This is a genomic window from Flavobacterium faecale (assembly GCF_048320115.1).
In the GTDB taxonomy this organism is placed as follows: Bacteria; Bacteroidota; Bacteroidia; order Flavobacteriales; family Flavobacteriaceae; genus Flavobacterium; species Flavobacterium faecale_A.
Genome location: NZ_CP182943.1, coordinates 1,157,542 through 1,180,977, shown reverse-complemented (window position 1 = coordinate 1,180,977; position 23,436 = coordinate 1,157,542). Strand labels below are relative to the sequence as shown.

Genomic DNA, 23,436 nt, shown 5'->3' with positions numbered 1-23,436 from the left:
ATGACAGAGGAAGCTACACGATACTCAGACGCTGATTTAGCGGAGTTCAAGGAGATTATTTTAAATAAAATAGAGAAGGCACAGGCGGATTTAGATTTGATAAAAAGTGCTTATATGAATGATTTGAATAACGGAACGGATGATACCTCTCCAACATTCAAAGCATTTGAAGAAGGTAGTGAAACCATGTCTAAAGAAGCAAATTCACAATTGGCTATTCGTCAAGAGAAGTTTATACGTGACTTAAAGAACGCATTATTCCGTGTTGAAAATAAAACCTACGGAATATGTAAAGTAACAGGGAAATTAATTGGTAAAGAAAGATTGAAAATCGTTCCTCATGCAACCATGAGTATCGAGGCTAAAAATTTACAACGTTAATTAAATCCTTACCTTATTATTAACGCTCCAGCTGGAGCGTTTTTTTTGATAAAATCAGTACTTTTACGCACTTAAAATTAATAAAATGTCACTATTAAAAGCGTACCTATTAATCTTCTTGATATTAATGGTCGATCAGGTTTCTAAAATTTATATAAAAACTAATTTTATATTAGGAGAAGAAGTCGAAGTGTTTAATTGGTTCAAAATTCTATTTGTTGAAAACGAAGGAATGGCTTGGGGAACAAGAATACCAGGAGAATACGGAAAATTGTTTTTGACGGTTTTTAGAATTTTTGCTGTAGGCGGAATAGGATATTGGTTATGGGATTCTGTAGAACGTAAACACAGTTCAAATTATCTTGTGGTGGCAATTGCGTTAATTTTTGCAGGTGCATTAGGTAATATCATCGATTCCGTTTTTTATGGGGCTATCTTTGACGAAAGCCACTCACAATTAGCTACAATTTTTGCTGAACAGCCCTATGGAAAATATTTTCACGGTAAAGTAGTAGATATGTTTTATTTTCCTTTTTGGCACGGATTTTTACCCGAATGGTTGCCTATTTGGGGCGGAAGAGAATTTACGTTCTTCAACGCTATCTTCAATATTGCTGATGTGGCAATCTCGACTGGAGTTGGAATCTTAATTGTTTTCAATAAAAAAGCATTTCATAAAGAAGAGTACTAGAATAGTAATTTCTAAAAATATAAAACGGACAAGGTTAATACTTTGTCCGTTTTTTTATTGATAAATATTGTTGCATTAAGTGATGCAAGAACTGTCTGATCAGGTGTTTTTTTTAAACTCATAAATTGTGTCCGTTGTCACACAATAATCCAATTTTATATCGCTATCAAAAACATCCTCAATCAAATCTTCAGGAGGGAAGAAGGAAAGACCTATTTTGATAGTTTCAGGTTTGCATTCTGATAAGAATTTATCATAAAACCCTTTGCCGTAGCCCACCCGATTTCCGGCTTTATCAAAAGCTAAAAGTGGTACAAAAACAACTTCAATTTTGGAGGAAGGAACTTCTAATCCGTCAACAGGTTCTGGAATGTTGTATTCATTTTTTTTGATTTTGGTGTTGTCGGTTAAGAGATAATGGGTCATTGTTCTTGTGTTGAAATCGGCTTTGGATATTACAATTTCTTTGTCTTTGCCTGAAAGTAAGTGTAGGATTAACTCTGTGTCTACTTCATTTAGTTCAGCAATAGGAAGGAATACGTGAAAATAAGTTTTGTCCCAAATAGGAAATGCTATGAGTTTGTTAGCGATGGAGAGACTCATTTCTTCCATTTGAGTAAGGGTTAGGTTATGCCTAAGTGCTTTGTATTTGGCTCGTAATGTTTTTTTATTTTGGCTCATTGTATAAACTTTTGGAAATGTGATAGACCGCATCACCTTGATAGACTATAGGGGAGTGATTGGCATTGATAATATAGCCGTCATTAGGGGCTTTTACTTTTCGTTCAAACTTGCCAAAAGGGTCTGTGATGGTTGCAAGTACTTCACCTTTTTGAACAAATTGTCCAATTTTATTGTGGTCGTGTAAAATGCCCGAACATTTGGCACGCAACCAAAGGGATTTTTTAATATAAATGCTTTCTGTTTCTTTGAACTCAATAGAGTGTCTAGGGTCTAACATTCCCAAGAACGACAGTAGTCGTTTGACTCCTTCAATTCCAGATTGTGCTACAACATCATTAATGTCTAATGATTTTCCGCCTTCAAACAGTAACATTTTCACGTTGAGTTTTTGACTTGAATTCCGGAAAGAACCTGCAATGTTTTTGGAGAACAAGGTAAATGGAGCATTGAAAACATCGGCTAATTCTTTGAGTTGTTCGTTGTCTGGAATTAATCGAATTTGCGGTGCGTTGAAACGACTTGCGCCACCTGCATGAAAATCGACTGCGTAATCTATATGAGGGAGAATTTCAGTTAGTATGTGATAGGCAAAGCGACTAGCGAGAGAGCCTTTTTTTCTACCTGGGAACACACGGTTCAAATCACGTCCATCTGGAAATTGCCTAGACATATTGATGTAGCCGAACATATTAATAATTGGAATGCAAATGATGGTGCCCCGTTTGGGTTTGTTTATTTTTTGAGTAATAATTTGACGCACTATTTCGATACCGTTGATTTCGTCTCCGTGAATTCCAGCCGAAAAAAGTACCGTTGGACCATCAATTTTAGAACGTTGAATAATCACTGGGATTTTTAACTTGGCGGCATTGTGCATTTTAGCAATTTCCATGTCGATGGTTTTGCTTTCGCCGGGTAATATCATTTCTCCAAGAATCGTCAGGGGTTTGTTGGTTTTCATATTTTAAATAAAGTCTAAATGTAGAAATTATTATTTGAAATTCGTAATTTTGAGGGAATCGACAAGAAACATCTTTTTTTGCCCAGAATGACACAGCTTTCACAAGCAAATTGGAGCGATTAAAGGGGCAAAATCCATTTGGCGAAATAGAAAAATAATGCAAAAACCTAGTCTCGAACTTCAATTACAAACCTTGCCCGATGGACCGGGTGTTTACCAATACTACGATAAAGACGGGAAGATTTTATATGTGGGAAAAGCTAAAAACCTAAAAAAAAGGGTTTCGTCTTACTTTAATAAAGTTCATGATAGAGCCAAGACCAACGTTTTGGTTAAAAAGATTGTAACTATCAAACACATAGTCGTGCCTACTGAGACAGATGCACTTTTGTTAGAAAACAATCTAATAAAGACGCTGCAGCCAAGGTACAATATCAATTTGAAAGATGATAAAAGTTATCCTTGGATTTGTATCAAAAAAGAACCGTTTTCTAGGATTTTTTCAACGAGAAGAATGGTCAAAGATGGGTCAGAATATTTTGGTCCCTACACCAGTTTTAAGACTGTGAATACCATTCTGGATTTAATAAAAGAGCTGTATCCGCTGCGAAATTGCAATTATGATTTGAGTGCGTCCAATATTGAATCAGGTAAATTTAAGCTGTGTTTGGAATATCATATTGGGAATTGCAAAGGCCCATGTGAAGGGTATGAATCTCTAGAGAATTACCAAAAACAAGTGGATGCTATTCGGAATATTTTGAAGGGAAATTTCAAGAATAGCTTGAAAGATTTCAAGAAATTGATGATGGATTTGGCTCAAAATATGCAATTTGAAGAGGCTCAAAAAATCAAAGAAAAGATTGAAGTTTTGGAGAATTACCAATCGCGTTCTACGATTGTAAATCCAAAGATTACCAATATTGATGTGTTTTCGATTGTTTCAGATGAAGGAGCGGCTTATGTGAATTTTTTACAAATTTCACATGGGGCTATTATTCGTTCCCATACGATGGAAATCAAAAAGAAATTAGATGAAACAGACGAAGAACTTTTAGAGTTAGCCATTGTGGAACTAAGAGATCGGTTTAAATTATTGTCCAAAGAGGTGATTGTTCCTTTTACTGTAGACTTAGGAGAAGCCATCAAAGTTACGGTGCCACAGTTGGGGGATAAAAAACAGATTTTGGATTTATCCATTAGAAATGCAAAGTTTTATAGAATAGAACAGTTAAAACAATTGCAAATTGTAGATCCTGATAGGCATACCAATCGAATTATGGCACAAATGCAAAAAGATTTGCGTTTGCCAGTAGAACCTCGACATATTGAGTGTTTTGATAATTCGAATATTCAAGGGACGAATCCCGTTTCGGCCTGTGTGGTTTTTAAAGACGGCAAACCAAGTAAAAAAGATTACCGCCATTTTAATATTAAAACAGTAGAAGGTCCCGATGATTTTGCTTCGATGGAAGAGGTGGTTTACCGGCGCTACAAACGTTTGCTAGAGGAAAACCAACCTTTGCCAAATCTAATTATAATTGATGGAGGAAAAGGACAACTGTCATCCGCATTGAAAAGTTTAGACGCCTTAGAATTGCGAGGAAAAATCACTATCATAGGTATAGCCAAAAGACTGGAAGAATTGTTTTATCCTGGGGATTCAGTTCCTTTATACTTGGATAAGAAATCGGAGACTTTAAAGGTGATTCAGCAATTGCGAAATGAAGCACACCGTTTTGGGATTACACATCATAGAGACAGACGTAGTAAAGAAGCGCTAAATTCATCGATAGAATCCATCCCAGGAATTGGCGAAAAAACGATGCTTACTTTGATTCAACACTTTAAAAGTGTTAAAAGATTGCAATTGGTAAGTGAAAAAGAAATTTCGGACGTAATTGGAGCATCGAAAGCCAAAAAAATTGTCGAATTTTACAAAGCAAGAACGGAACAGAAACCTACATAATCATTAGAAATAGTATTTATGCACAGCCCACTTTTATTTTTTAGAAAACACATCATTTTCATTCTACTACTATTTGCTGGATTGCAAGTCGTGGCTCAAGAACAAAAAAGACCTAAAGTAGGTTTGGTACTGAGTGGCGGTGGTGCGAAAGGTTTTGCGCATATTGGTGTGTTAAAAGTACTGGAAGAGGCAGGGGTAAAAGTAGATTATATAGGAGGAACCAGTATGGGAGCTATCGTGGGTGGTCTCTATGCAACGGGTTATAATGCGGCTCAGTTAGATTCCATTTTTAAGGCAACCAATTTTGATGAATTATTGAGTGATTACATTCCGAGAGCTTCAAAGAATTTTTATGAAAAAAGAAATGACGAACTCTACGCTTTAGTACTTCCTTTTGATAAATTTAGAATTGGAATTCCAGAAGCACTTTCTAAAGGCCTTTACAATTTTAATCTATTAAGCAAATTGACAAGGGGTGTAAGGCATGTTAGGGATTTTAATGAATTGCCAACTCCTTTTTTATGTATTGGATCAAATATTGAAACAGGAAAACAGGTGGTCTTAGATAAAGGGAATTTAGCGCAAGCCATGATTGTCAGTGCTGCTTTTCCATCTTTATTTTCTCCTATTGAATTAAATGAAGAGTTGTTGATTGATGGAGGGGTAACGAATAACTATCCAATTGATGAGATAAAAGCTTTGGGGGCTGATGTGATTATAGGGGTAGATGTGCAGAATGATTTACTGGATAAAACATCATTAAATGACGCTACTCGAATATTGGTACAAATTACCAACCTACATTCTATTGAAAAGATGAAAAGGAATGTGTTAAAAACGGATATTTACATTAAACCCGATATTAAAGATTATGGTGTGATTTCATTTGATTTGGGAGATGAGATCGTTAAAAAAGGAGAAGAAGCCGCTTTTTCCGTTTATGAAAAAATACGTTCTTTAGTAGATAGTAATAATGTGTACAAAAAACCACCTTTGAAATTAAAATCAGAACAGCTTACGATTAGGGAAATTAATTGTAATGAGTTAAATAATTATACAAAGGAGTATATAACAGGGAAATTACGCTTCAAAGCTGGTTCTAATATCACCTATAAACAACTCGAAAAAGGAATAAACAACATAGATGCTACCAATAACTTTAGCAGTATTTATTATTATTTGACGCCAAACCCAGAAGGTGGAGATGATTTAAACCTTGTTTTAAAAGAGGAACCCATAAAATCTTTCCTAAAATTCGGCTTGCATTATGACGAATTATTTAAAAGTGCTGTTTTAGTCAACGTGACGCAAAAGAAACGTTTCTTTAAAAATGATATCGCATCATTAGATATTGTACTTGGGGATAATATCCGTTATAATTTTGATTATTATATAGAAAACGGATACAATTTTAGTGTAGGGTTTAAATCGCAGTTCAATCAATTTAATCGAAATGTGACTAATACCATGGGGAGTTTAGATTTTGCTTTTTTGGGAGCCAACACAGCAAATGTCGATTTTTCGGATGTGACGAATCAGGTTTATTTTCAGTCGCTGTTTTTACAAAGGTTTCTTTTAGGAGGTGGTTTTGAATTGAAATATTTAAAAATAAAATCGGAAACACTAGCAAATGTGAACCCTGTTATAGATAATAGTAATTATTTTAGCGCTTTTGGTTATCTTAAATATGACACTTTGGATGATAAGCATTTTCCTAAAAAAGGCTGGTATTTTTCAGGGGATCTTAATACTTATTTGTTTTCGTCAGATTATACGAATGCTTTCAATCCTTTTACTATTATGAAAGGAGATTTTGGAGGAGCCTTAACTTTTTACAATGACTTTACCCTGACTATAAGAAATGAAGCAGGATTTGCAGTGGGAGATAAAAGTGTGCCTTTTTTAAACTTCGTTTTGGGTGGTTATGGATTTAATCCGATTAATAATTTTAGGCCATTTTACGGTTATGATTTTTTAAGCCTTGGGGGGAATAGTTATATAAAATCGACGGTAAGTTTGGATTATGAGTTTTATAAGAACAACCACTTTAATTTTACAGCTAATTTTGCCAATATGGGAAATAAGATCTTTAAAAATATAAACGACTGGATTTCAGTTCCAAAATATTCAGGTTATGCATTTGGTTATGGATTAGAAACAGTAATCGGGCCAATTGAATTTAAGCGATCTTGGTCGCCAGATAACCCAAAAGGATTCTCTTGGATAAGTATTGGGTTTTTATTTTAAAGAAAACCTATCAAATCGTATTTTTTTCACCTTTTTATATCGCAAAGCAATTAAGTTATAATTATAAGGATAATATAAAAAACGGTCTTTTTTTATAATATGTAAAAAAATAATCGTTTTTCTGAATCAACTTAATAAATCGTACTAGAATTACGTATTTTGATGCAAATAATTCAATGTTCTTAGCTAACTTTGTAATCACAAAACGGAAGGGGTGGTTTCCTTCCTATTTGATATAAATTTCATAATTTATAGTTTTTTGGTTAGTTAATAGTATAAAAACTCAGTCATTAATTTGACTGAGTTTTTATGTTTTAATATATTTGGAACAAATTTTGTACTCCCAATCAATAAAAAGATAAAGTAAGTTATGAAATGAGCATAAAGTTTAATTGGACGTTCAAAACCAATTGCAATATGTAAATTACATATGACTGATAATTAAGTAAAAAATATCGACATATGAAAAAAATAGTACTCTTCTTAATATTGATTACCAGCTTTGGTTTTGATTCCCGAAATGATGATGCTTTTGACGTAGGAGAATGGTTTAAATTCAGAATACATTACGGTTTTGTAAATGCTGGATACGCAACTCTTGAGGTTAAAGATGCTGTAGTTAATAACAAAAAAGTGTTTCACGTTATCGGTAAAGGTTATACAACTGGGATGTCTCGCTTTTTTTTTAAAGTGGATGATTTGTACGAAAGTTATATCGATAAAGAATCAGGAAGCCCTTATCGCTTTGTTAGAAAAATTGACGAGGGAGGTTATACCAAAAATCAAGAAGGTTTTTTTAATCAAGCCTCTAATAAAATACTCGTAAAAGATTATAAAAATAGGAATGAAAAAACTTTCGTAGTTCCTGATAATACCCAAGATATATTATCTTCTTTTTACTACTTAAGAAATCATCCTAGTATTGACAAGTTAAAAATTGGTGAATCTATTGCGATAGATATGTTTTTTGATGATGAAACCACAAAATTTAAGTTAAAGTATATAGGTCGTGAAGATATTACCACTAAATTTGGGGTCATTTCAACGATGGTATTTCGACCACTGGTTCAATCGGGACGCGTGTTTAAGGAACAAGAAAGTTTAACCGTTTGGATATCAGACGATGACAATAGGTTGCCTGTTCGAATAAGAGCTAGTTTAGCAGTAGGTTCCATAAAAGCAGATTTGGATTCGTTTAAAGGATTGAGCAATCCATTTAAAATAAAAATGTAATGAACATTAATGAGAGTACGGGCGCTATTTTAAAAAATATAGAATTAAAATATGAAGCTATAGACCAAAAGACAGATACACAACTAGAAGGTTTGCTTTGGTCAAAACCCATTACTTATTGGGATTATATGCATACCGATGCATTGTTAAATTTACAAATTCAAAGAACAACTTTGCCTGATGAAATGGTTTTCATTTTATATCATCAAGTAAATGAACTGACTTTTAAAATGATTCTTTGGGAGATTGATCAAATCTCTAGTACAGCCAATATTCAAGCTCCTTTTTTTACCGAACGACTAGCAAGAGTAAGTCGTTATTTTGACATGCTGACTACTTCATTTAGCATAATGGAAAATGGCATGGATGTAGCGCAATACATGAAATTTAGAAACACCCTGACTCCTGCTAGTGGATTTCAAAGTGCTCAGTACCGTTTGATTGAGTTTTCTTCAACTGATTTGATAAACCTAGTAGATTATAGATTCAGGAAACAAATTGATAAAGGCACTCCTTTGGAGGATGTTTTCGAAAAATTATATTGGCAAGCAGCAGGTAAAGATCACCAAACGGGGAAAAAATCGTATACATTAGAGTCTTTTGAAAAGAAATACAAAGCGTCTTTTCTAACGTTTATGGAAAGCCATAAAACCTGTAATATTTGGCAAAAATTCAAACAGCTTTCTGCTGAAGATCAAAAGAATTCGGCTATTATTGAGGCGATGCGCCATTTGGATTACACGGTAAATATTACGTGGGTTATGCAGCATTTAAAAGTTGCTATAAAATACATTGATCAAAGCGGACAAGGTGATGGAGAAGCTACTGGAGGAAGTGACTGGAGAAAATACATGCATCCGAAACACCAAAAAAGAATATTTTTTCCAGAGTTATGGTCTGAGGAAGAATTAAAAAATTGGGGAGAAGAAAAGTAAATTAAAAATTAAAAAAAAAGAAATTAAAGTTTGAAGTACCTAGTATCCATTATCATCGTATTAACAACACTGTTTTCTTGTAATAAAGAAGAAAAAAAGGTAATACCAAAAAAAATAGTAAAAACTAAATTAGAAAATTCGGATTTTGGATTTAACTATGCTGATTTTAATGTAGTACAGGATACAGTGAAAAAGGGCGATACTTTTGGAACCATCATACAAAAACAAAATATAGGTGATCGCAAGGTTTATGAAATCGTCCAAAGTGTAAAAGATACTTTTGATGTTAGAGTAATCAGACCAAATAAAGCATACACCATGCTTCGCTCGAAAAATAAAACTAATAAACTGGAGGTTTTTATTTACCAACCTGACGCACTGAATTACTACATTTTTGATTTCAGAGATTCTATTATTACAGCTCATAAAAAAACCAGGCCTATTACCCTTAGAAAAAAAGCTATAGGAGGTGTTCTAAAAGGCTCCTTGTCTGAAACATTGGATAAAGCTGGTGTTGACACAGGTTTAGCGAGCCAAATTACCAAAGTATATTCTTGGACTATTGACTTTTTTAAATTGAAAAGGGGAGATCGTTTTGGTATAGTTTTTACGGAACGTTTTATAAATGACTCTGTATACAATGGTGTTCATGAATTAAAAGGAATGTTCTTTGAATACAAAGGCAAAATTAATTACGCCTTTCCATTTGTCAAAGAAGGCGAGTCAGGCAAAGTCGAGTTCTATGACGAAGACGGTAAAACGTTGAAGAATTTCTTTTTGAAAACACCAATTAAATTTAGTAGAATCTCATCCCGTTTTTCAGCCAATAGATTCCATCCCGTACAAAAAAGATGGAAAGCGCATAAAGGGACAGATTATGCTGCTCCCACTGGAACACCCATTACAACGACAGCTTCAGGAGTTGTAGAACAAACAGGTTATACCGCTGGTAATGGTAATTATGTCAAAGTAAAACACAACGGAACCTATTCAACGCAATACTTACACATGTCGAAGATTTTAGTACGCCGTGGACAAAGAGTGACGCAAGGACAGGTGATTGGTAAAGTGGGAAGCACAGGTCTTGCTACTGGGCCCCATGTATGTTACCGCTTTTGGAAAAACGGTGTGCAAGTAGATGCATTGCGATTGAACTTACCTTCTGGCGAACCAATGACTGGAAGTAATAAAACCAAATACCTACAGACTATTGAACCGCTTAAAATGGAATTGGATAGTATTGGGAATTTGTAAATGAATGGAAACATATTGATTTGTAAAAATGAGAATCAGTCGAAAGACATTGATTCTCATTTTTATTTGTAGATAGCTGTCCTACCGGTTGAATATGTTATTTAATGTAAAAGCAATGATTGTTTTAAAGGATTTTCAGTATTTTTACAACCATTAAAAATTTGAACTAAAAAAGAAATGGCTTTACAAACAATTAATCCAACGACAACTGAAAGCTTGGAACAAACTTCAAAAACATTTTGAAACAATTCAAAACATTTCGATGCAAGAAATGTTCAAAGATGACACTTCGAGAACTGAAAAATTCAATATTAAATGGAATGATTTCTTAATTGATTATTCTAAAAATAACATCAACCAAGAAACAATTTCTTTGTTATTAGAATTAGCAAACGAAATCGGTTTGAAAGAAGCGATTGCTGATTATTTTGGTGGTGAAATCATAAATAAAACAGAAAACAGAGCGGTACTTCACACGGCATTGAGAGCTAAAGCAACCGAAGTAATCCATGTGAATGGAGTAAATGTTATTCCTGAAGTGTATGAAGTAAAGGCTAAAATTAAAGATTTTACTAATGAAGTTGTTTCAGGTCAACGCAAAGGATATACTGGAAAAGCTTTTACAGACGTAGTAAATATTGGAATTGGAGGGTCAGATCTTGGACCTGCAATGGTGGTAGAGGCGTTACAGTACTATAAAAATCAACTAAACGTACATTTTGTTTCCAATGTTGATGGAGATCATGTAAATGAAATCATCAAAAAATTAAATCCAGAAACAACCTTGTTTGTGATTGTTTCTAAAACGTTTACTACTCAAGAAACTTTAACAAACTCTGAAACAATCAGAAAATGGTTTTTAGAATCGGCTACACAAGAAGATGTTGCTAAACATTTCGTTGCGGTTTCTACCAATATGCAAAAAGTAACTGAATTCGGAATCAACCCTGATAACGTTTTCCCGATGTGGGACTGGGTTGGAGGACGTTTTTCTTTGTGGAGTGCGGTAGGTTTGACCATTAGTTTGGCTGTAGGATATGACCATTACGAACAATTATTAGAAGGTGCTAACGAAATGGATGCGCATTTCAAAAACACTGATTTTGATCAAAATGCACCCGTAATTCTAGCCTTATTAAGCGTTTGGTATAATAACTTCTTTGGGGCAGAAAGCGAAGCTTTAATTCCGTACACTCAATATTTAGGAAAACTTGCGCCTTACTTACAGCAAGGGACTATGGAAAGTAACGGAAAAAGCGTAGGTCGTGATGGAAAACCAGTGAATTACCAAACAGGAACAATCATTTGGGGAGAGCCTGGAACGAATTCACAACATGCATTTTTCCAATTGATTCACCAAGGGACAAAGTTAATTCCATCTGATTTTATTGGGTATGTTAAGCCGCTTTACGGAGACGAAGATCATCATGATAAATTAATGTCTAATTTCTTTGCACAAACAGAAGCGCTTTTACACGGAAAAACCGAAGCTCAAGTTCAGTCTGAATTTGACAAGCAAGGATTGTCCGCCGACCAAGCAGCTTATCTTTTGCCTTTCAAAGTATTTACAGGAAACAAACCAACGAATACGGTTTTGATTAATAAATTGTCTCCTAAATCTTTGGGTTCCTTAATTGCTATGTATGAACATAAAATTTTCGTTCAAGGAATCATCTGGAATATCTTCAGTTTTGACCAATGGGGAGTTGAATTAGGTAAACAATTGGCTAACTCTATTTTAGATGAAATCAATTCTAAAACTGTAAAAAGTCATGATAGTTCGACCTCTTTTTTATTGAATTACTTTTTGAAAAATAAATAAGAATTTCACCACTCGTTAAAGTGGTGTTAAAACCCCAAAGCCTTAATGCTTATACAGTGTTAGGGCTTTTTTTTATGACTTTTTTGTTTATATTTGTTTAAAAAAATAATAATTTATGTACGATATCGTTAAAGAATTTCATTCTGGATGGGCTTATATAGCTCTATTTTTGTTAATAGTTGCAGTAGCAAATGCTGCCGCAGGTTTGTTTTCTAAAAAAGAATTCACTCCTAGAGATCGAAAAATAGCTCTTTTTGGATTGATAGGTGTTCATACACAATTATTGATTGGACTGATATTGTATTTTGTTTCTCCTTTTGGCTTTGCTTCTTTAGGACAGATGTCTGATGAGATGTTGCGTTTAACTTCGCTTGAGCATCCTTTAATCAACATAGTTGGTATTGCATTAATTACGATTGGTTGGTCTAAACATAAAAAACTAATCACTAGCGAATCTAAGTTTAAAACCTTTTCTATTTTTTATGGTGTAGGTTTATTACTTATTTTGAGTAGGATACCATGGAACTTATGGTTATAAACTAGTATGAAAACTTCGTTTTTTTGAAGTTTTGTACACTAGGTATGGTTTTTGCAAATTAGATTACAACCAAAAAATTCAAAATGAGAAAATCGATAACACTATTTTTTTTAATAGCTATTATTGGACTAGCCACCAGTCAAAGTTCCATTGTTGAGAAATTAAAATCTTCTTTGCAAAAATCAACCGTTACTAAAGACAGCATAAAATCCGTTAAGGATACGGTTCGTCAAGAGCCCAAATTAAAACTTAAGTTTTATAAGAAAGATGCCAATGCATCCTATTACCACGATAAATTTAATGGCAAGCGTACTGCAAGTGGTGTCAAGTTTGATAATAATGGCTATACTGCTGCGCACAGGAAGTTCCCATTTGGGACTAAATTAAAAGTAACCAATCAAGCCAGCGGTAAATCCATCATAGTTGAAGTGAATGATAGAGGTCCTTTCTCTAGAGGACGCGAAATTGATTTGACTCGAAAGGGATTTATGGAAATTGCTAAAAATAAAGCCATAGGTGTAATGGTAGTTACTATCGAAGAAGTAATCGATTAGTTCTTCCAATTTTTATAAGGATTACGACTCAAATAAGAATTGTAATATTTTGCATTCCCAGTTACTTCTTGTCCTAACCATTTAGGTTTTTCAAATGTTTCTTTTTCGCTCAAAAGTTCAATTTCTGCAAGTATTAAACCTTCATTTTCTCCATAAAATTCATCAATTTCAAAAACATGACCTTGAGATTTAACTTCAAATCGGGTTTTGTCTATGATTCCCTTTTCGCATAATAAAAGTAATTGTTCTGCTTCTTCAATAGGAATTTCTTTTTCCCATTCGTAACGTGACATTCCGGTTTCATTTGACGCACCTTTTATGGTCAAAAATCCACGATCTCCCTTTGTTCTGACTCTAACGGTTCTTTCTGGAACAGAACTCAAATAGCCTTGTTTAATGCGTTTTTGAGAAAAAGCCTCTTGTTTGAATTGGTCAGAAGTAACCAAAAATTTGCGTTCTATTTCAATCATAATATGTACTTTGTTTTGGAACTTATTCCAGCTTTTAGCCTTCGGGGCTACCGCTACCATCTTGGCTAATTCGTTTCCAAAAGTAAATTATTTTAATAACAATTACACCTCTCAAAGCAAATCCTCAGGGCAAATGCATGAGTTGTAAAATATTAAAATTGAAACAAATTTCACTAAATAGCACGAATATAGATACTTTAAAATTACACGAATTGTACAATAGTTGTAAAAAATTAGTGTAATTGATTCTTTATAATCCCTATAATTAGGGCTAATTTGTGTAATTCGAGTTAAAAAAAAATATTGGTGTGTTTGTCATTAGCAAATCCTAACTAAATTTGTTTTTATGGACCAACCGCTTCACAACAGAAAGATTATACATATTGATATGGACGCTTTTTTTGCGTCTGTAGAACAGTTGGATAATCCTGAGTTGAGAGGGAAACCCATTGCTGTTGGAGGTTCAGAAAACCGAGGTGTAGTTGCCGCTGCCAGTTATGAAGCCCGAAAATTTGGTGTTCGTTCCGCAATCAGTGGTACATTAGCAAAGAAAAATTGTCCCAACTTAATTTTCGTTCGTCCTCGTTTTGAGCGGTATAAGGAAATATCAAAGAAGATACATGCCATTTTTAGAGACTATACAGACTTAATAGAACCGCTTTCACTCGATGAAGCCTACCTAGATGTTACTCAAAATAAAAAAGGAAATCCAAGTGCGAGTTTGTTGGCGGAAGAAATCAGAACCCGAATTTATAATGAGGTAGGATTGACGGCTTCTGCAGGAATTTCGATTAATAAATTTGTTGCCAAAATTGCCAGTGATTACAACAAACCTAATGGTCAAAAAACGGTCAATCCAGATGAAGTAGAAGCTTTTTTAGAAGTTTTACCTATTCGGAAATTTTACGGTGTAGGTAAAGTGACGACTGAGAAAATGTATCAGTTGGGAATTTTTACAGGATTGGATTTGAAATTGAAATCCTTAGAATTTCTAGAAAAGCATTTCGGAAAATCGGGTAGTTTTTATTATAAAGTGGTTCGTGGCATTCATAATAGTGCTGTGAAATCCAATCGTATTTCAAAATCGGTTGCCGCCGAACATACTTTTGAGACTAATCTTTCATCTGAGATTTTTATGTTAGAACAGCTTCAGAATATTGCAGCTGTACTAGAACGTAGATTGAAAAAGAACAATATTTCTGGAAAAACAGTTACGCTTAAAATTAAATACAGTGATTTTACGCAACAAACCCGTTCTAAAACTTTGCCTTATTTCATTGCTGACAAAGGTTTAATTATGGAAACTGTAGAGGAACTTTTATACCAAGAACGGATGAAAGATTCCGTTCGTTTATTAGGGATTTCGATGAGTAGTCTCAATACGGAAAACAGAGAAAAGAAAGAGATTGTGGCAGTGCAGTTGAAATTTAAATTCTAAAAAAAAATCCCTCTTTGTAGAAGGATTTAAACCAATTTAATTTAGGAGATTCACCGTTTAGATAGTTTTCTTGCCATTAAGAAATTAAGAGAATTTAGACTTAACGCGTCTTAATTTCTTAATGGTTTTAAAAACAGTGTTAAATATATAATTGTTTTGTTGAAACAAAATTAGTCTTTGCTTGATAGTTTTGACAACAATCTTAAGAATTCGATGTACAACCAAACAAGTGTGATCATCAATCCCATGGCGCCAAACCATTCCATGTATTTTGGCATTCTTTCTTGAACTCCTTTTTCGATTCTATCAAAATCTAAGAAAATATTCAAAGCGGCTATAATAATTACAAAAACACTAATACCAATACTCATCATGGAGTTTCCGTAGTGAACCGGTTGAAAGCTTGTAAACATAGAAACGACCCATGAAATAAGGTAATAAGTGGCAATGGCAAAAGTGGCTGCAATCACAACCGATTTGAATTGCTCGGTTACCTTAACGATTTTGTATTTGTAAAGTCCTAAACATACTAAGAAAGTAGCAAAAGTAGCTCCTACAGCTTGTATCACAATTCCAGGATATTGTGCTTCAAAAATAGCGGAAATACCACCGATAAACAATCCTTCAAACAATGCATATCCAGGAGCTAAATACCCAGAATATTGTGGTTTGAAAGCTGAAATTACAACTAATACTAAACCGACAATCGCTCCGCCAATAGCCGGTACAATAGGGTTCATTCCGTTGAATGCCATCCACCAAATTACCATTGCCGAAGCCGTAAGTAATAAGAATAATAAAGCCGTTTTGTTGATTGTTCCCGCCAATGTCATTTCTTGGTCATGACCAATAACTGTGGCTTCGTGTACTTGCTCTGCTCTTGAAGTAGGAGAGAATGATTTATTGTTTAAAAACGGGTTACGAGATTTAAAGTTCATGAGTAAATTTTTTTAATTCGACCAAAGATAATTTAAAAAATAATAGTTTGAAATATGGGAACTTAATTTTAGATAAAGTTTAAGGTTTAAAAGCATTGATTTAATTCCAAAAACTACCTTTTTAATTTTAATTTCTGTAGGTTTTTTTAATTAAAATCATAATTGGTTAACCAATTTAACCTCGTTTTTGCAATTCATTCTAAATTATTTTATAGGTTTGTTTGATTAATTAAACAGACTCTAATAAAATATTAAAAGTGAATAGATTAAAATTACTCCTAATTCAAGTTTTTACACTGTTACTTTCCGTAACTATTAATGCCCAATTGGTTAGTTCGAATTCGGCGCTGGCTTCTGCAATTTCATCTGCGAATGCTGGAACAACTATTATACTTGCAGACGGAATTTGGAAGGACACTTATATCAATATCAAAAAAAGTGGCACAATAGATAGCCCAGTTATAATAAGAGCACAAACTCCAGGAAACGTCTTCTTTGAAGGCAATTCAAGAGTGGCAATGGGTGGGTCTTATATTAAATTTGAAGGTGTTATTTTTAGAAATCCATCAAATTTAGTTACGACCAGTACCACTATTGAACCTGTAATTAAATTTAGAGACAACAGTAGTTCGACAAGTTGTACAAATTGTACTTTGACAAATATCAAAATTGATGGTTATAATGGTACAGCAGCGCAATCTGATAAATTACCTTCAGATGGAGGTACAGGACTTACTTTTAAGTGGGTTTTGCTTTATGGACAGTACAACGAAATCAGTTACTGTTCCTTTTTAAATAAAAAAGGGATTGGTAGTGTCATAAATGATAATCGCGACGTTACAACGGTAAATTATAATAAAATACATCACAACTACTTTTCAGACAGAACAATAGTAGGGAATTATGTAGACGATCATAATGACCAAGATGCTATTCGAATAGGGAATAGTGGTACTTCATTATCAGATTCATTTACTGAAGTTTATGAAAATTTATTCAATAATTGGCAAGGTGAAATAGAAATCATTTCGAATAAAAGTGGGAATAACAAATACTACAACAATACTTTTAGAAATTATAGTGGTTCATTAACCCTTAGACATGGTAATGACTGTGAAGTTTTTGGTAATTACTTTTTTGCTGACAACAATAATTTTTCGGGAGGTATCCGCGTGATTGGTGAAAATCATAAAATATATAATAATTACATCGAAAATGTAAATTCCACAAAATTGAATGCCTCAGGAAGTAGTACTTCAAGCAACCTAGGTGGAATAAACATTATGAAAGGGCAATTGAACTCACCTTTAAATGGTTATTATCAAGTGAAAAACGCGATAATCACAAACAACACTTTTGTCAATTGTGATTTTGGTATTCGTGTGGGGGGAGGTAGCCAAACCTTGCCTCCATTAAACTTACTAATAGCTAATAACATATTTTTAATGTCTTCTTCTACTGCTAAAGCTGTTGACCCACTTATAGCCGCAGACGCTTCTTCTCCTTATGTCTATACTGGAAATATTAAACAATCAGGAACTTGGTCATTGAATGGTACTTTAACAAATAACCAATCTGTTAATTCAGGGCTTTTGGCTAGTGGTTCAGATTTTTATAGAATCCCATCGGGTAGTGTAGCCATTGATGCTGGAATAGGAACTTATTCATTTCTTACCAAAGATATTTTAGAAGGCAATCGTCCTGCTCATTATGATGCTGGGGCAGAAGAATTTGGTGCTGGCGGAACACGATTACCTTACAAAACAACTGATGTAGGTATCAAAATAGGTTTTGGAGCTAGTGAAAATTTAAGTGTTGCAAAAAATAAATTAGAATCTCAAAGTTTGTTATTGTATCCAGTTCCAGTTTTAGGGGAATATTTAAATATCTATTTTCAAGATAAAATCATTGGGAAGGTTGAGGTAATAGACTTTCAGGGTAAGATAATGTTGGAGACTGTAATTGATGCAGTCGAAGGTAAATTAGAAGTTAGTAGCTTGCCTAAAGGTGTTTATAATTTGAAAGTACAAGGAGTTAGCAAGTTATTTATAAAATAAAAAATCCGTCTGGTTGAAAAACGAGACGGATTTTTAGTTTTTAGTTCAAGTTAAGATTATTCTATTTCAGAAACTCTTAAAGTATTTACCATACCTTTTTGTTTGATTGGCATAGCGGCAAGGTTGATTAAGAAATCACCTGCTTCAACAAGTCCAGACTCTTTAACGATGTTATTTACATCGGTTACTGTGTCATCGGTACTTATGTCTTTGTCATAGTAGAAAGTTTTAACTCCCCATAATAGACTTAATTGTGTTAAGATTCTTTTGTTAGGCGTAAAAACTAAAATATGAGAGTTAGGTCTCCAAGCAGAAACTTGGAAAGCTGTATACCCACTGTTTGTCATGGTACAGATCGCTTTAGCTCCTATGGTATTAGCGATAAGTGCTGCTTGACGACAAATTGTTTTAGTGATAAAACGCTTTGTTCTAATTTGTGGAGTATTTTGTGGTACTTGAATTAATGGAGAACTTTCCACCGCTTCAAGAATTTGAGTCATTTTTTGGATTACTTGCACTGGGTAATTTCCAGCAGCAGTTTCTCCTGAAAGCATTACAGCATCAGCACCATCCATTACAGAGTTGGCAACGTCATTAACTTCAGCTCTTGTAGGAGTTAAGCTTGTAATCATTGTTTCCATCATTTGTGTTGCCACAATTACAGGAATACGAGCCATTTTAGCTCTACGGATTAAGTCTTTTTGTACTAGTGGTACTTCGTGAGCAGGAAGTTCTACTCCTAGATCTCCACGTGCAACCATTAAAGCATCACAGTAAGCAACGATTTTGTCCATGTTCTCAAGTGCCTCTGGCATCTCAATTTTAGCAACGATTGGAATTTTAACATCTGAATGCTCAGCAATTAAATCCTGTAAGTCTTTTAAGTCTTGAGGTGTTTTTACAAATGAAAGGGCAATCCAATCTACCTTTTGACCTATTGCAAAAATAGCATCAGCAATATCTTTCTCAGTCAATGCTGGAAGAGAAATCTTAGTATTTGGAAGGTTAACTCCTTTTTTAGATTTCAATTCTCCACCTTGAACTACTCTTGCTACTACTTCAGTATTTTTATCTGTTTCAACGATTTCAAAAATAAGTTTTCCATCGTCAAGTAAAATTCTTTCTCCTGCGTTTACATCGTTAGGGAAGTTTTTGTATTTCATGAATACTCTTTTAGAAGTACCAATAATATCTTCAGCTGTTGTAAAAGTAATTAAATCTCCGTCATTTACTACAACCCCTTCTTCCATCACTCCTACACGAAGTTTAGGTCCTTGTAAATCTCCTAAAATTGCAGCTCTATATCCAAACTCTTCATTCAGACTTCTTATGATATTAATTTTTTCTTTTACTCCTTCATAATCCGCATGAGAAAAGTTAATTCTAAAGACATTCACACCAGCCTCAATCATATCTTTGATGATCTCTCTTGTGCTTGTTGCTGGCCCAAGTGTGGCTACAATTTTGGTTTTTTTGTTTGTACTCATTGTTGTTAGAAAATTAAATTGTTTTTTGATTTTATTTGATCAGTATCTATGGTGTAAGCCGTAGAGATCTCATCAATTGTATTTAATATTTGTTTTATTTTAGATACATTAATGGTATCGTTTGAATTTTCAATTTTTAAAAAATAATCTGCCTTTTTAAATTCAGGAAGTAAATAAACTTTAGTTGCCATTTTAATGATGGTATCCGAAAATAAATCATGAGTTGTTTCTTCATTTTGTTGAATAACCTCATTGATATTTTGTATCAAATTCCATTCAATGTTATTTTCGTTGTCATCATAATAAAATCTGGAAAACTCTGTAGCTCCGCCTTTTATCTGTATGTGAACTTCGTCTTTACTTTTGCCTAAATTTATGAGCAATTTTTGATTTATGAAATAAGCTAATCTATAATCTTCCAATGATGTATGAATAGCGATTAAGTGATAATCTATTTCGTCAAATTCACCGATATCTAATTTATGAATAGCCATAGTGATTTTAAATCAAGATGTAAATATAGTATTTCTAACTAAGTAAAAGTACTGATATTGCAATGATTTCGTTAAATAACAAACGCAAACGTTATAGTTTTGGTTTAATTTTCCTACTTTTTATCTATTTGAGATTGAAAAGCGAAATAGGCGCGTTGTGATGCTTTTTCCTCTGCCTTCTTTTTTGAAGTAGCTCTTGCTTTGGAAATCACTTTGTCATCAATGCTTAGTTTGACCCCGAAAAGTCGTTGTCCGTCAATGCCATTATCTTCAAATATATCGTAATGGAATACCTTTTTCTCTTTTTGACACCATTCAATGACTAAGCTTTTGTAGCTGATTACTTTGCCTTCAAGTCGGGAGATATCTACATAAGGGATAATGACCCTTTTTTGAATAAATTTTTCACAATATATATATCCTTTGTCTAGATAGATAGCGCCAATTAATGATTCAAAAATGTTGCCATGGATGTTTTCTCCAAAATGTTGGATGGGTACTTTGCTTTGAACAAACTGTATTAAATTCAAGTCTTTTCCTAATTCGTTGAGATGTTCTCTACTGACAATTTTAGAACGCATTTTTGTTAGGTAGCCCTCATCTCCAAGGGGTGCTTTGTTGAATAAGTGGGCTGCAATGACAGAGCTTAACATGGCATCACCTAAAAACTCTAACCTTTCATAGTTAATAGTATTCCCGTTTTTATCCACTTTGTTAACGGAGCGGTGTGTGAATGCTTTTGTGTAATGTTCAATATTTTTAGGAGGGAAGCCTAAAATTTTATGCATTGCATCAAAAAAAATCCCGTCTTCATTAGAATGACGGGATTTTGAAAATATTTTTTTAAAAATACTCATAAGAATAATTACAATTCTAATTTTTTCACTAATACACAAGCATTGTGTCCACCAAAACCAAAAGTGTTACTCATGATTACATTCATTTCTCTTTTTTGAGCCACATTAAAAGTAAAGTTTAATTTTGGATCAATATTTTCATCATCTGTAAAATGATTGATTGTAGGAGGTACAATTCCGTGTTTCATTGAGAGAATTGTCGATATGGTTTCAATAGCACCAGCAGCACCAAGTAAGTGGCCGGTCATTGATTTTGTTGAATTTAAATTCATGGTATAAGCATGGTCACCAAAAACTTGTAAGATAGCCTTGGATTCAGCTAAATCTCCTAAAGGAGTTGAAGTACCGTGCATGTTTACACCATCAACATCAGTTGGTTTTAAACCAGCATCTCTTAAGCAATTTAACATTACATTTCTAGCTCCCAATCCTTCTGGATGTGGTGCTGTAATGTGATGTGCATCTGCCGACATACCTCCACCACCAATTTCGCAGTAGATTGTTGCGCCACGTGCAATTGCGTGTTCGTATTCTTCTAAGATTAAAGCACCGGCTCCTTCACCTAATATAAATCCATCTCTGTCTTTATCCATAGGTCTTGAGGCTGTTTTTGGATCTTCATTTCTAGTAGACAAAGCGTGTAAGGCATTGAAGCCTCCCATACCTGCAATTGTTACAGCGGCTTCAGAACCTCCAGTAACCATAATGTCAGCATGTCCTAATCGGATGTAATTGAATGCATCGATAATAGCGTTAGTAGAAGATGCACAAGCAGATACTGTACCAAAGTTAGGTCCTCTAAATCCGTATTTGATAGAAATGTGCCCACAAGCAATATCGCCAATCATTTTTGGGATAAAGAATGGATTGAATTTTGGCGTACCATCACCAGCAGCAAAGTTTAACACTTCTATTTGAAAAGTTTCTAAACCTCCAATTCCTGAACCCCAGATTACGCCAGCACGATCTTTGTCAATTTTGTCTAGATCAAAATTGGCATCTTTCATTGCTTCCTCAGATGAAACCATTGCATATTGCGCATAACGGTCCATTTTGCGAGCTTCTTTGCGCTCAATAAAATCCTCTACATTAAAGTTTTTTAATTCGCAGGCAAATTTGGTCTTGAATTTTGAAGCATCAAAATAAGTAATTGGAGCAGCTCCGCTAACTCCGTTTACAAGCCCATTCCAATATTCTTCAATATTATTTCCTATAGGAGTAAGAGCGCCTAAACCTGTTACTACAACTCGCTTTAATTCCATAAACTGTTTGTTTTGTTAGCTTTAAACAAGTAAAACCCACTATTTCTTTTTGTTTTATTACAAAAATGCAGTGGGTGTTCCATTGTAAATATCTTTATTGATTGAATAATCAATCTTAAATTACATTATTGTAAAATAATAAAAACACCCGTTAACATGAAATGTTGACGGGTGAATAATTTATTATTTTTTAGCTTCTTCGATATAAGAAATAGCTTGACCAACAGTAGCAATGTTCTCTGCTTGATCGTCTGGAATTTGAATATCAAATTCTTTTTCGAATTCCATAATAAGCTCAACTGTGTCTAACGAGTCAGCTCCTAAATCATTAGTGAAGCTTGCTTCTGTTACAACTTCGTTTTCGTCAACGCCTAATTTGTCTACGATAATCGCTTTTACTCTTGATGCAATGTCTGACATAATCTTTAATTTTAGAATTTAATTTGACCGCAAAAATAAAAAACTTTATTTTAAAACAATCAATATGTTGATAAATGTGTCAACTAAATTATAAAATAAATTTAAACAAAGGGGGTCTTAAGTTATTTATTTTCATTTTTTATTCCGTTTTTTGCGTTATAAATAATTATGAGTAATGATGAAGAAAATTGTTGTTTTTGCTTCTGGTTCGGGGTCTAATGCTGAAAATATTATAAAATATTTCAATTCTAACGGTCTAGCTGAGGTTGTTGGTGTTTATACTAATAATCCAAATGCAGGGGTAATTGATAGAGTCAAAAAATATGGAATCGAAACTCAGGTTTTTTCTAAAACCGAATTATTTGAGAGTAAATTTTTACAAGATATAAATGGTGTTCGGCCAGATTTAATTGTTTTGGCTGGTTTTCTATGGAAATTTCCCGATACAATTATAGCGGAATACCCTGATAAAGTAGTTAATATACATCCGGCTTTATTGCCAAAGTATGGAGGTAAAGGAATGTATGGGATGCATGTTCATAGGGCTGTTGTCGATAATAAAGAAAAGGAATCAGGAATTACGATTCATTATGTAAATGAGAATTACGACGAGGGAGCGATTATTTTTCAAAAGAGCTTTTCGCTTTCTGGAAATGAAACGGCTGAAGATGTTGCGGCAAAAATTCATGAGTTAGAATACCGTTATTTTCCCGAAGTTATCGGTAAATTGTTGACTGTATAAGA

Annotated in this window: 21 protein-coding genes and 1 pseudogene; 13 read left to right on the top strand and 9 right to left on the bottom strand. The window is 33.8% G+C overall.

The features are described 5' to 3' along the window. Together ACNH59_RS04935 and ACNH59_RS04930 are read left to right on the top strand one after the other, a co-directional pair. Window positions 1–381, top strand: coding sequence for a TraR/DksA family transcriptional regulator (locus ACNH59_RS04935; RefSeq protein ID WP_418264319.1), 381 nt, complete (start codon window positions 1–3; stop codon window positions 379–381). Window positions 382–466: 85 nt separating this feature from the next. Continuing rightward, window positions 467–1,072 carry a lipoprotein signal peptidase gene (locus ACNH59_RS04930; protein ID WP_418264318.1) on the top strand — a complete coding sequence of 202 codons (606 nt, stop codon included), beginning with the start codon at window positions 467–469 and terminating at the stop codon, window positions 1,070–1,072. A gap of 99 nt (window positions 1,073–1,171) precedes the next feature. Here the strand turns inward: ACNH59_RS04930 and ACNH59_RS04925 are convergent, their stop codons facing one another. Both ACNH59_RS04925 and ACNH59_RS04920 read right to left on the bottom strand, forming a co-directional pair. Next, on the bottom strand, window positions 1,172–1,753 hold the full coding sequence (locus ACNH59_RS04925) for a 5-formyltetrahydrofolate cyclo-ligase (RefSeq protein WP_418264317.1): 582 nt from the start codon (window positions 1,751–1,753) through the stop codon (window positions 1,172–1,174). Next, a complete protein-coding gene (locus tag ACNH59_RS04920; RefSeq protein ID WP_418264316.1) occupies window positions 1,740–2,717 on the bottom strand; it encodes a succinylglutamate desuccinylase/aspartoacylase family protein in 978 nt (325 codons plus the stop codon). Before ACNH59_RS04920 ends, ACNH59_RS04925 begins: the two co-directional genes overlap by 14 nt. Before the next feature lie 157 nt (window positions 2,718–2,874). Here ACNH59_RS04920 and uvrC point away from each other — a divergent pair, with 157 nt between their 5' ends. The 8 genes and pseudogenes from uvrC (at window position 2,875) to ACNH59_RS04880 (ending at window position 13,269) form a co-directional block, all read left to right on the top strand. Then, a complete protein-coding gene (gene uvrC / locus ACNH59_RS04915; RefSeq protein ID WP_418264315.1) occupies window positions 2,875–4,686 on the top strand; it encodes an excinuclease ABC subunit UvrC in 1,812 nt (603 codons plus the stop codon). A gap of 18 nt (window positions 4,687–4,704) precedes the next feature. Beyond that, a complete protein-coding gene (locus ACNH59_RS04910; protein ID WP_418264314.1) occupies window positions 4,705–6,933 on the top strand; it encodes a patatin-like phospholipase family protein in 2,229 nt (742 codons plus the stop codon). A gap of 462 nt (window positions 6,934–7,395) precedes the next feature. After that, the gene (locus ACNH59_RS04905) at window positions 7,396–8,166 is read left to right on the top strand and encodes a DUF3108 domain-containing protein (RefSeq protein WP_418264313.1); all 771 of its coding nucleotides are present in this window, start codon (window positions 7,396–7,398) and stop codon (window positions 8,164–8,166) included. Next, the gene (locus ACNH59_RS04900) at window positions 8,166–9,101 is read left to right on the top strand and encodes a tryptophan 2,3-dioxygenase family protein (RefSeq protein WP_418264312.1); all 936 of its coding nucleotides are present in this window, start codon (window positions 8,166–8,168) and stop codon (window positions 9,099–9,101) included. The genes ACNH59_RS04905 and ACNH59_RS04900 overlap by 1 nt, the downstream gene beginning before the upstream one ends. A 30-nt stretch (window positions 9,102–9,131) precedes the next feature. Next, on the top strand, window positions 9,132–10,355 hold the full coding sequence (locus ACNH59_RS04895; protein ID WP_418264311.1) for a peptidoglycan DD-metalloendopeptidase family protein: 1,224 nt from the start codon (window positions 9,132–9,134) through the stop codon (window positions 10,353–10,355). Window positions 10,356–10,532: 177 nt separating this feature from the next. After that, a pseudogene (gene pgi / locus ACNH59_RS04890) lies at window positions 10,533–12,177 on the top strand (glucose-6-phosphate isomerase). Window positions 12,178–12,292: 115 nt separating this feature from the next. Continuing rightward, entirely contained in the window at window positions 12,293–12,715 is a 423-nt protein-coding gene (locus ACNH59_RS04885; protein WP_418264310.1) for a hypothetical protein, read from the top strand. A gap of 83 nt (window positions 12,716–12,798) precedes the next feature. Further along, window positions 12,799–13,269, top strand: coding sequence for a septal ring lytic transglycosylase RlpA family protein (locus ACNH59_RS04880; protein ID WP_418264309.1), 471 nt, complete (start codon window positions 12,799–12,801; stop codon window positions 13,267–13,269). Here ACNH59_RS04880 and ACNH59_RS04875 read toward each other — a convergent pair. Further along, complete coding sequence (locus tag ACNH59_RS04875; RefSeq protein WP_418264308.1) at window positions 13,266–13,739, bottom strand: CYTH domain-containing protein; 474 nt, start codon at window positions 13,737–13,739, stop codon at window positions 13,266–13,268. The two genes, ACNH59_RS04880 and ACNH59_RS04875, sit on opposite strands and share 4 nt — an antisense overlap. Before the next feature lie 346 nt (window positions 13,740–14,085). On the opposite strand from ACNH59_RS04875, the gene dinB reads away from it, so the two are divergent. Then, a complete protein-coding gene (dinB, locus tag ACNH59_RS04870; RefSeq protein WP_418264307.1) occupies window positions 14,086–15,177 on the top strand; it encodes a DNA polymerase IV in 1,092 nt (363 codons plus the stop codon). A gap of 170 nt (window positions 15,178–15,347) precedes the next feature. Here the strand turns inward: dinB and ACNH59_RS04865 are convergent, their stop codons facing one another. Beyond that, window positions 15,348–16,115, bottom strand: a complete 768-nt coding sequence (locus tag ACNH59_RS04865; RefSeq protein ID WP_418264306.1) for a Bax inhibitor-1/YccA family membrane protein — start codon at window positions 16,113–16,115, stop codon at window positions 15,348–15,350. A 257-nt stretch (window positions 16,116–16,372) separates the two neighbouring features. Between ACNH59_RS04865 and ACNH59_RS04860 the strand changes: the two genes are divergently transcribed. Beyond that, window positions 16,373–18,172: a chondroitinase-B domain-containing protein gene (locus ACNH59_RS04860; RefSeq protein ID WP_418264305.1), complete on the top strand. Its 1,800-nt coding sequence runs from the start codon at window positions 16,373–16,375 to the stop codon at window positions 18,170–18,172. 56 nt (window positions 18,173–18,228) lie between these two features. On the opposite strand, the gene pyk is transcribed toward ACNH59_RS04860, so the two are convergent. The 5 genes from pyk to ACNH59_RS04835 all read right to left on the bottom strand — a co-directional run bounded on the left by pyk (window position 18,229) and on the right by ACNH59_RS04835 (window position 22,692). Next, window positions 18,229–19,659, bottom strand: coding sequence for a pyruvate kinase (gene pyk, locus ACNH59_RS04855; protein WP_418264304.1), 1,431 nt, complete (start codon window positions 19,657–19,659; stop codon window positions 18,229–18,231). A gap of 5 nt (window positions 19,660–19,664) precedes the next feature. Continuing rightward, complete coding sequence (locus ACNH59_RS04850; protein ID WP_418264303.1) at window positions 19,665–20,153, bottom strand: IPExxxVDY family protein; 489 nt, start codon at window positions 20,151–20,153, stop codon at window positions 19,665–19,667. Between the two features lie 113 nt (window positions 20,154–20,266). Further along, window positions 20,267–21,010 carry a ribonuclease III gene (gene rnc, locus ACNH59_RS04845; protein ID WP_418264302.1) on the bottom strand — a complete coding sequence of 248 codons (744 nt, stop codon included), beginning with the start codon at window positions 21,008–21,010 and terminating at the stop codon, window positions 20,267–20,269. Between the two features lie 8 nt (window positions 21,011–21,018). Then, window positions 21,019–22,272 (bottom strand): beta-ketoacyl-ACP synthase II, encoded by a 1,254-nt coding sequence (gene fabF, locus ACNH59_RS04840; protein ID WP_418264301.1) that lies wholly within the window; start codon window positions 22,270–22,272, stop codon window positions 21,019–21,021. Window positions 22,273–22,455: 183 nt separating this feature from the next. Continuing rightward, a complete protein-coding gene (locus ACNH59_RS04835; protein ID WP_007137004.1) occupies window positions 22,456–22,692 on the bottom strand; it encodes an acyl carrier protein in 237 nt (78 codons plus the stop codon). Window positions 22,693–22,870: 178 nt separating this feature from the next. On the opposite strand from ACNH59_RS04835, the gene ACNH59_RS04830 reads away from it, so the two are divergent. Then, window positions 22,871–23,434 carry a phosphoribosylglycinamide formyltransferase gene (locus ACNH59_RS04830; RefSeq protein WP_418264873.1) on the top strand — a complete coding sequence of 188 codons (564 nt, stop codon included), beginning with the start codon at window positions 22,871–22,873 and terminating at the stop codon, window positions 23,432–23,434. Window positions 23,435–23,436: the final 2 nt, after the last annotated feature.

Bases quoted from the DNA above. Each gene is read 5' to 3' on its own strand.
- ACNH59_RS04935 (WP_418264319.1), top strand. From the start codon at position 1: ATGACAGAGGAAGCTACACGATACTCAGACGCTGATTTAGCGGAGTTC.
- ACNH59_RS04930 (WP_418264318.1), top strand. From the start codon at position 467: ATGTCACTATTAAAAGCGTACCTATTAATCTTCTTGATATTAATGGTC.
- ACNH59_RS04925 (WP_418264317.1), bottom strand. From the start codon at position 1,753: ATGAGCCAAAATAAAAAAACATTACGAGCCAAATACAAAGCACTTAGG.
- ACNH59_RS04920 (WP_418264316.1), bottom strand. From the start codon at position 2,717: ATGAAAACCAACAAACCCCTGACGATTCTTGGAGAAATGATATTACCC.
- uvrC (WP_418264315.1), top strand. From the start codon at position 2,875: ATGCAAAAACCTAGTCTCGAACTTCAATTACAAACCTTGCCCGATGGA.
- ACNH59_RS04910 (WP_418264314.1), top strand. From the start codon at position 4,705: ATGCACAGCCCACTTTTATTTTTTAGAAAACACATCATTTTCATTCTA.
- ACNH59_RS04905 (WP_418264313.1), top strand. From the start codon at position 7,396: ATGAAAAAAATAGTACTCTTCTTAATATTGATTACCAGCTTTGGTTTT.
- ACNH59_RS04900 (WP_418264312.1), top strand. From the start codon at position 8,166: ATGAACATTAATGAGAGTACGGGCGCTATTTTAAAAAATATAGAATTA.
- ACNH59_RS04885 (WP_418264310.1), top strand. From the start codon at position 12,293: ATGTACGATATCGTTAAAGAATTTCATTCTGGATGGGCTTATATAGCT.
- ACNH59_RS04880 (WP_418264309.1), top strand. From the start codon at position 12,799: ATGAGAAAATCGATAACACTATTTTTTTTAATAGCTATTATTGGACTA.
- ACNH59_RS04875 (WP_418264308.1), bottom strand. From the start codon at position 13,739: ATGATTGAAATAGAACGCAAATTTTTGGTTACTTCTGACCAATTCAAA.
- dinB (WP_418264307.1), top strand. From the start codon at position 14,086: ATGGACCAACCGCTTCACAACAGAAAGATTATACATATTGATATGGAC.
- ACNH59_RS04865 (WP_418264306.1), bottom strand. From the start codon at position 16,115: ATGAACTTTAAATCTCGTAACCCGTTTTTAAACAATAAATCATTCTCT.
- pyk (WP_418264304.1), bottom strand. From the start codon at position 19,659: ATGAGTACAAACAAAAAAACCAAAATTGTAGCCACACTTGGGCCAGCA.
- ACNH59_RS04850 (WP_418264303.1), bottom strand. From the start codon at position 20,153: ATGGCTATTCATAAATTAGATATCGGTGAATTTGACGAAATAGATTAT.
- rnc (WP_418264302.1), bottom strand. From the start codon at position 21,010: ATGAGTATTTTTAAAAAAATATTTTCAAAATCCCGTCATTCTAATGAA.
- fabF (WP_418264301.1), bottom strand. From the start codon at position 22,272: ATGGAATTAAAGCGAGTTGTAGTAACAGGTTTAGGCGCTCTTACTCCT.
- ACNH59_RS04835 (WP_007137004.1), bottom strand. From the start codon at position 22,692: ATGTCAGACATTGCATCAAGAGTAAAAGCGATTATCGTAGACAAATTA.
- ACNH59_RS04830 (WP_418264873.1), top strand. From the start codon at position 22,871: ATGAAGAAAATTGTTGTTTTTGCTTCTGGTTCGGGGTCTAATGCTGAA.